11 protein-coding genes are annotated in these 7083 nt (G+C 63.0%); 6 read left to right on the forward strand and 5 right to left on the reverse strand.

The window, feature by feature from the left end; genetic code table 11:
- Positions 1 to 203: 203 nt before the first annotated feature.
- Positions 204 to 635: a DUF5318 domain-containing protein gene (locus RHBS_RS16465; RefSeq protein ID WP_170944655.1), complete on the reverse strand. Its 432-nt coding sequence runs from the start codon at positions 633 to 635 to the stop codon at positions 204 to 206.
- Between the two features lie 295 nt (positions 636 to 930).
- Here RHBS_RS16465 and RHBS_RS16470 point away from each other — a divergent pair, with 295 nt between their 5' ends.
- Together RHBS_RS16470 and RHBS_RS16475 are read left to right on the forward strand one after the other, a co-directional pair.
- Positions 931 to 1521 (forward strand): PadR family transcriptional regulator, encoded by a 591-nt coding sequence (locus RHBS_RS16470; RefSeq protein WP_121871577.1) that lies wholly within the window; start codon positions 931 to 933, stop codon positions 1519 to 1521.
- Positions 1514 to 2596: an inositol-3-phosphate synthase gene (locus RHBS_RS16475; RefSeq protein WP_032396939.1), complete on the forward strand. Its 1083-nt coding sequence runs from the start codon at positions 1514 to 1516 to the stop codon at positions 2594 to 2596. Before RHBS_RS16470 ends, RHBS_RS16475 begins: the two co-directional genes overlap by 8 nt.
- Positions 2597 to 2698: 102 nt before the next feature.
- On the opposite strand, the gene RHBS_RS16480 is transcribed toward RHBS_RS16475, so the two are convergent.
- Positions 2699 to 3049 (reverse strand): nuclear transport factor 2 family protein, encoded by a 351-nt coding sequence (locus RHBS_RS16480; protein ID WP_121871578.1) that lies wholly within the window; start codon positions 3047 to 3049, stop codon positions 2699 to 2701.
- Positions 3050 to 3157: 108 nt separating this feature from the next.
- Between RHBS_RS16480 and RHBS_RS16485 the strand changes: the two genes are divergently transcribed.
- From RHBS_RS16485 to RHBS_RS16500, 4 genes are all read left to right on the forward strand, one after another.
- A complete protein-coding gene (locus tag RHBS_RS16485) occupies positions 3158 to 3577 on the forward strand; it encodes an MmcQ/YjbR family DNA-binding protein (protein ID WP_306303543.1) in 420 nt (139 codons plus the stop codon).
- A complete protein-coding gene (locus RHBS_RS16490) occupies positions 3568 to 4455 on the forward strand; it encodes a LysR family transcriptional regulator (protein WP_121871580.1) in 888 nt (295 codons plus the stop codon). Before RHBS_RS16485 ends, RHBS_RS16490 begins: the two co-directional genes overlap by 10 nt.
- Positions 4456 to 4543: 88 nt before the next feature.
- Positions 4544 to 4912, forward strand: coding sequence for a DUF5313 family protein (locus tag RHBS_RS16495; protein WP_121871581.1), 369 nt, complete (start codon positions 4544 to 4546; stop codon positions 4910 to 4912).
- Positions 4913 to 4958: 46 nt separating this feature from the next.
- Positions 4959 to 5684: a peroxiredoxin gene (locus RHBS_RS16500; protein ID WP_237669286.1), complete on the forward strand. Its 726-nt coding sequence runs from the start codon at positions 4959 to 4961 to the stop codon at positions 5682 to 5684.
- Positions 5685 to 5687: 3 nt separating this feature from the next.
- Here RHBS_RS16500 and RHBS_RS29085 read toward each other — a convergent pair whose 3' ends face one another.
- The 3 genes from RHBS_RS29085 to RHBS_RS16510 form a co-directional block, all read right to left on the reverse strand.
- Complete coding sequence (locus RHBS_RS29085; RefSeq protein WP_183130315.1) at positions 5688 to 5861, reverse strand: hypothetical protein; 174 nt, start codon at positions 5859 to 5861, stop codon at positions 5688 to 5690.
- Positions 5858 to 6679 carry a carbohydrate ABC transporter permease gene (locus RHBS_RS16505; RefSeq protein ID WP_121871582.1) on the reverse strand — a complete coding sequence of 274 codons (822 nt, stop codon included), beginning with the start codon at positions 6677 to 6679 and terminating at the stop codon, positions 5858 to 5860. Before RHBS_RS16505 ends, RHBS_RS29085 begins: the two co-directional genes overlap by 4 nt.
- A partial coding sequence (locus RHBS_RS16510) for a carbohydrate ABC transporter permease (RefSeq protein ID WP_145977531.1) occupies positions 6676 to 7083 on the reverse strand: 408 nt, incomplete at its 5' end. The genes RHBS_RS16505 and RHBS_RS16510, both read right to left, overlap by 4 nt.

Below are 7083 nucleotides of genomic sequence, written 5' to 3' on the forward strand. Positions count from 1 at the left end.
GGGGGCACCGGGCGACGCCCGGGTGGATCGGAATGTCGACTGCCGCGGGGCGGCCCGGGCACGTCGGGACGCCGTCCGGAGTCGCTACGGCCCGGTTCGTTGCTACCCGGGTTGTTGTCGTAGGGGGAACTCACGTACGAATCTCCAGTAATTTCGGCGGCCGCGTCGAATTCTCGGTGGATGGGATCAGCGGAGCGATTGTGTCACTCACTCGCTGTTCGACGGTTCGGTTGACGGGAACCCGATCGCGGACGACGGGGTTGTTTGGGCGCGGGAACGGCCCCGAGGACATAGGACTGGACGAGGTGGTTCCAACTGCACGACCTACACACCTCGACCACATGGACCGAGAACTCCTCCTGAGTCGCCGCGAGGCGTACGAGCTCGTCCGCCGTTCTCGCCGACCCGGACAGTGCCCCCAGCTTCTCGCCGAACACCCAGGACACCAGCGTGAGCTGCTCCTTGCGGCAGATGGGGCACACCACGTCGCTGCCACGTCCATGGAACTTGGCAGCACGAAGCAGGTACGGATCTGCATCACAGACCGCTGCGACACCCGTCCTACCGGAGTAGACCTCGGCCAGCAGCGACCGACGCTGAAGGGCGTAGTCCACCACCTGTCGCTGAAGTCGCACGAGGACCAGAGTACGTGCGGCCCCTCCGATGCGGACCTGCGAACCCCGCCTCGGCAACGAGGAAGTCCCGATCGAGCCTCCGGAAACAACACTCCACCTGTGCCGACATGGTCAGCCCCTGGGAGCCGGCAAGAGACGGAGATCGCACAGAAGCATGCGCGACACTCGATCGGGGAGAGACACGAACCGGGCACCGGCTTGTCAATCAATGTATCGGCGCGATACATTCTTCGATAGTGCAGTCAATCGCATCGCCGTGTTGTGATCACAAAAAGAACAGAGAAGGGGGAGTTGCATGCTCGAGCTCGCAATTCTCGGTTTGCTTCTCCAATCACCCATGCACGGCTACGAGCTCCGCAAGCGGCTGACCGGCCTGCTCGGAGCTTTTCGAGCGTTTTCGTACGGATCGCTGTACCCGGCACTCCGTCGACTTCAAGAAGACGGACTCATCGCCGAGGACGCCGGTCCCGAACTGCTCGTGAAAAGACGGGCAAAGCGGGTCTACGTGCTCACCCCGCTCGGCAGGGAACGATTTGCCGAACTGGTGGCCGACACCGGACCGCAGAACTACACCGACGACGGATTCGGCGTACATCTTGCCTTCTTCAGTCGGACCCCCGCGGAAGCTCGAGTCCGCATCCTCGAAGGCAGACGTCGCCAGGTCGAGGAGCGCCGAGAAGGCCTCCGCGACGCTGTGGCCAAGGCGAACGGGACGCTCGACCGCTACACCAGGCAGCTACACCAGCTCGGACTCGAATCGAGCGAACGCGAGGTGCGCTGGCTCAACGAAGTCATCGCAGCCGAGCAGGCCGAACCCAACCCAGCACCGTCCCACACAGCACCAAACAGGACAGTCAAGACAGAAGGAGAACCCGACCATGGGTGAGAACAACAACGCAATCCGCGTGGCCATTGTGGGTGTGGGCAACTGCGCCTCATCCCTGGTCCAGGGTGTCGAGTACTACAAGGACGCGGACGAGAACGCCACCGTCCCCGGCCTCATGCACGTCATGTTCGGCAAGTACCACGTCCGCGACGTCGAGTTCGTCGCCGCGTTCGACGTGGACGCCAAGAAGGTCGGCTTCGACCTCTCCGAGGCCATCTTCTCCAGCGAGAACAACACCATCAAGATCGCCGACGTACCCCCGAAGGACGTCCACGTCCTGCGCGGACCGACCCTCGACGGCCTCGGCAAGTACTACCGCGAGACCATCACCGAGGCCGACGGCGACGCCGTCGACGTGGCGCAGGCCCTGCGCGACGCCAAGGTGGACGTGCTCGTGTCCTACCTCCCCGTCGGATCCGAAGAAGCCGACAAGTTCTACGCACAGGCCGCCATCGACGCAGGCGTCGCCTTCGTCAACGCGCTGCCCGTCTTCATCGCGTCCGATCCCGTCTGGGCCAAGAAGTTCGAGGACGCAGGCGTCCCCATCGTCGGCGACGACATCAAGAGCCAGGTCGGTGCCACCATCACCCACCGCGTCATGGCCAAGCTCTTCGAGGACCGCGGCGTGCAGCTCGACCGCACCATGCAGCTCAACGTCGGCGGCAACATGGACTTCCTCAACATGCTCGAGCGCACCCGCCTCGAGTCCAAGAAGATCTCCAAGACCCAGGCCGTCACGTCGAACCTCCAGAAGGAGTTCAACGCCAAGGACGTCCACATCGGACCGTCCGACCACGTCGGCTGGCTCGACGACCGCAAGTGGGCCTACGTCCGCCTCGAAGGCCGCGCCTTCGGTGACGTTCCCCTGAGCCTCGAGTACAAGCTCGAAGTATGGGACTCGCCCAACTCCGCAGGCGTCATCATCGACGCAGTCCGCGCCGCGAAAATCGCCAAGGACCGCGGCATCGGTGGACCCGTCATCCCGGCTTCGGCCTACCTGATGAAGAGCCCGCCGAAGCAACTCGCCGACGACGTCGCTCGCGAACAACTCGAAGCGTTCATCATCGACGCATAGGGCCCGCAGCAAGACGCGAACGCCGCCCGCCGGTCCACTCGATGTGACATTGACCCCCAAAAAGGCCACTGAACGTCACATTGAGTACCGGCGGGCGTTCGTCTATCCGGCCGCGGTGATTTCTCGTGGATCGAAGGTCACCCGTATTTCTCTGATCGATCCGTTCTCGATTCGCTGCCAATTGGCGGTGCTTGCCGGGGATGCGATGGAGGTGTGCAGATCGAACCACGTCAGTACGTTGGGTCCGTCCACGAAGACGTGGGCGATGTCGATGTCGGTGACGATCTCCGACATTCCCTTCAGTCCGGCCACACATTCCGCGCCGTTCGCCGCTGTGCCCAGTGGCCCGCGGAACGTCGCGTCCTGGTGCAGGATCGACGCCAGGGTGTCGAAATCCTTGCTTTTCCAGGCCTGGAAGTAGGTCGCTGCAACTTCTTTCGGTGTCTGTGTCATGACGTCGAGTCTCGAACGACCCGGGCCAGAAGTCCAACAGTTGATTCCGATGATCATCAGAAGTTCTACTCATAGCCGCAGCTAGAGTTCACGCGCTATCGTGTGCTCGTGGCCATCGATCCCACTTCCAAGCATCCGATCCTCGAACGTGTCCGCGCGCTGGCGTTCGCCTATCCCGAGGTGTCCGAGAAGATCTCCCATGGCCGGCCCACCTTCCGCACGGCCTCGGTCTTCGTGTACTTCGGCGGTGGCGTCAAAGGCGGCGACCAGCACGACCACTCGATCCTGGTCAAATGCGAGAGCGCCGAGGAACAGCGTGCCTGCGAGCTCGAACCCCGGTACTTCCACCCCGCTTACCTCGGCCCGGCCGGCTGGGTGGGCTTCGACCTCTCCGACGCCGATGACGACGTTTGGGCCGAGGCCGCCGAATTGATCGACTGCAGCTACCGGTTGACTGCCCCGAAGCGCAATATCGCCAGGCTGGATGCCGGCGAGGGCCCGGATCTGGGAGTCCAGCAGTGGAATTGAGACAGCTGGAGTACTTCGTCGCGGTGGCCGAAGAAGCGAACTTCACTCGCGCCGCAGCCCGAGTGCACATCAGCCAATCCGGCGTCAGCGCCCAGATCCGCGCGCTCGAAGGAGAACTCGGCGCCGAATTGATCGACAGGTCCGGCGGCACAGCAACATTGACCACCGCGGGTCAGGCCGCGCTGACGCAAGCCCGTGCGACACTGGCCGCCGCCGACTCGGTTCGGCAATCCGTCGACGACGTCGCCGGACTCCTACGCGGATCGGTACGGATCGGCATGGTGACCGCGTGCACCGTCCCACAACTGTTCGACGCGTTGGCCCGCTTTCATTCGGCGCACCCTGGCGTCGAACTTGCTCTGCAGGAGGGCAATTCGGATCGCTTGGTGGCCGATGTGCGTGCAGGAGAACTCGACATCGCACTCGTCGGTGTCCCAGCGCGGGCTCCGGACGGATTGGAATCGATGGTGGTGATCGACGAGCGCATCGTCGCGGCCGTTCCACCGCAGCATCCTCTGGCAGCACAGGACGAGGCGACGTTGGCGCAGGTGTGCGAACACCCGATCATCGCCCTTCCGCCCGGCACCGGGATACGTGCGGTGCTCGACCGGGACTGCCATGGCGCAGGCCTGGCACCGCAGATCACGTTGCAGGCCAGCGCCCCCGACGCCGTGGCCGATCTCGCTGCCCGCGGCCTGGGGGTGGCGATCCTCAGCGCATCGATGGCGCAGTTCTACGACGACAAGCTCGTCGCCGTGGAACTGACGGACTCGACCACGGCAGCGCTGTTGGCTCTCGTCTGGACGCCGAAGCCGAACGCCGCGTCGAAAAGATTGGTCTCGATGGCACAGGATACCTTCGGTTTCACCGCGATCTGAGCCGGAGCGAGAACCGGAGTCGTTCGGCGCACAGGTCGGGACTTCCTACCCCAGCACCGGACGCACCTGCGAACCTACGGTCGAAGACATGAAAACTCCCACCTTCGGTCAGCGTCTTCGCTACGACGTCGGCGGCGTCCTCCCGGACGACCTGCAGGACTGGGTTCTGCACGACCTGACCGGACGTGGATCGACACCGCGCTATCTTGCCCGATTCCTCGTACCACTCGCCGCCGTGCTCTTGCTGTTCCTCCTGTTTCCGGGGCCGAACTGGATTGCGGGTCTGATGATGCTGCTGATCTTCGTCCCGGTCGTCTACTTCGCCTCCGCACTGCATCTGATCTATCGCGCGTTCCGGCTCGGGCAACACGGGATCGACGCAGCCTCGATTCCACGCGCGACACCCAGCGCGGAGCGCGACCGCGAGACCTACGAGGCCAACTACAGGCACCCGTGACAACCACACCCGATACCCGACCGAAAACACACAGGACGAGGCAAACATGACCAGCACCCAGGCAGAGCCCACGACCGACGTCGGAATGCCTCGAATCGGGGACCGCGCACCGTCCTTCACCGCAGTGACCACTCAGGGGCCGATCGACTTCCCCGCCGACTACCGCGGAAAGTGGGTCATATTCTTTTCGCACCCCGCAGATTTCACACCCGTCTGCACCAGTGAGTTCATCACATTCGCCGCCATGTCCGACGAATTACGTGAGTACAACACCGAATTGGTCGGTCTCTCGATCGACGGACTGTACAGCCATATCGCCTGGTTGCGCACGATCAAGGACAAGATCAGCTTCAACGGGATGTCCGGGGTCGAGGTCAAATTCCCTCTGATCGAGGATATCTCGATGGATATCGCCCGCGCGTACGGCATGATCATGCCCGGCGAAAGCTCGTCGAAGGCCGTGCGGGCAGTGTTCGTCGTGGACCCGAACAGTGTGGTGCGCGCAGTCATCTACTATCCGCTGAGCACCGGCCGGAACTTCGACGAAATCCTTCGCCTGATCAAAGCCCTGCAGACTGCAGATGCATTCGATGTTGCGACGCCGGCGGATTGGCGCCCGGGCGATCCGGTCATCGTGCCACCGGCGGGCTCTTGCGGCTCCGCTGCGGACCGAATGGACGGTACCGATTCCGACGTCGAATGCCAGGATTGGTTCTTCTGCACGCGTCCGATCAGTGCAGAAGACATCGAAGGTGCTATCCGCGCACGCTGAGGGTCAGCGAATCTTCTTGACGGTGTACCACAGTGCGATCAACAGACCCAGCAGGGCCACCGACGGCAGCACGCCGGGATCACCCCCGATGATCCCGGCTACCGCAACGATCAGGGCAACGAGCGCGAAGAATCCCAGAATGCCCGCCAGCATTTGGAGATGGTCCTGGGCCGTCACGATTTGACGCCACCTGCAGTGAGGCCGGAGATGATGCGGCGCTGGAACAGCAGCACCATGATCACCAGTGGAATCGCAACGATGGTGCCCGCTGCCATGATTGCGGCATACGGCACCACCAACGGATCGTTCCCGGTGAACCGCGCGATGGCCACGGTCACCGGCTCGGTCCTGTCACTCGAGAGTTGGCTCGCCAACAAGTACTCGTTCACCGCAGCGATGAACGCGAGTATTGCGGTGGTGAACAGGGCAGGTGCGGCGAGTGGCAACATCACCAGCCGGAAGGCCTGGAACCGGCCGGCTCCGTCGATCCGCGCGGCTTCTTCGAGTTCCCAGGGCAATTCGGCGAAGAACGCTGCCAAGGTGTAGATCGTCAACGGCAGCACGAACGAGATGTTCGGGATGATCATGGCCTGATAGCTGCCGATCCACCCGATGTTGGTGAAGAACTGGAACAGCGGGGTGACCAGCGCGACGACCGGGAACATCGAGGCACCCAGGATGATGCCCGTCACCACGTACTTGAAGCGAAAGTCGATGCGCGAGAGTGCATATGCGGTGAAGATGCCGATGGTCAGTGCGATCAGCGTGGTCGCTCCGCCGACGATGAGGCTGTTGCCCACCGCCCGAAGAAAGTTGTTGCCGTTCGCGGTCGACAGGGCATTGTCGAAGTTTTCCCACGTGACATGCGTCGGCCATGGCGTCGTGTCGAAGGTGTAGCGCGGGTCGCGGAACGCGGTGACGACCATCCAGTAGAACGGTGCCAGACCCCAGACGAGAATGATGACAACGCCGAGATAGATGCGGGCCTGCTTCATCGGCCGGCCCCCTTACGCTGAGTGTCCTGCGTGGCAACGGCATTGGCACCGAGGAACTTGACCAGGATGAACGCCACCACGAAGATCATGACGAACGAGATGGTCGACAGTGACGCAGCGCTGTTGAATCCCTGCCGGATCTGCTCCACCACCAGAATCGAGATGGTTCGCGTGGCGGGATTGCCTTCGGTGAGGATGGCTGGGAGGTCGTACATGCGCAGCGCGTCCATGGTGCGGAACAGAATCGCAACCATCAACGCGGGCTTGACCAGTGGCAGCGTGATCTTGGTGAACCGCTGCCATGCCGACGCACCGTCGACGCGAGCTGCCTCGTAGACGTCCGCCGGAATCATCTGCAGCCCGGCCAGAATCAGCAGCGCCATGAACGGCGTCGTCTTCCACAC

Source organism: Rhodococcus sp. BS-15 (assembly GCF_000813105.1).
In the GTDB taxonomy this organism is placed as follows: Bacteria; Actinomycetota; Actinomycetes; order Mycobacteriales; family Mycobacteriaceae; genus Rhodococcoides.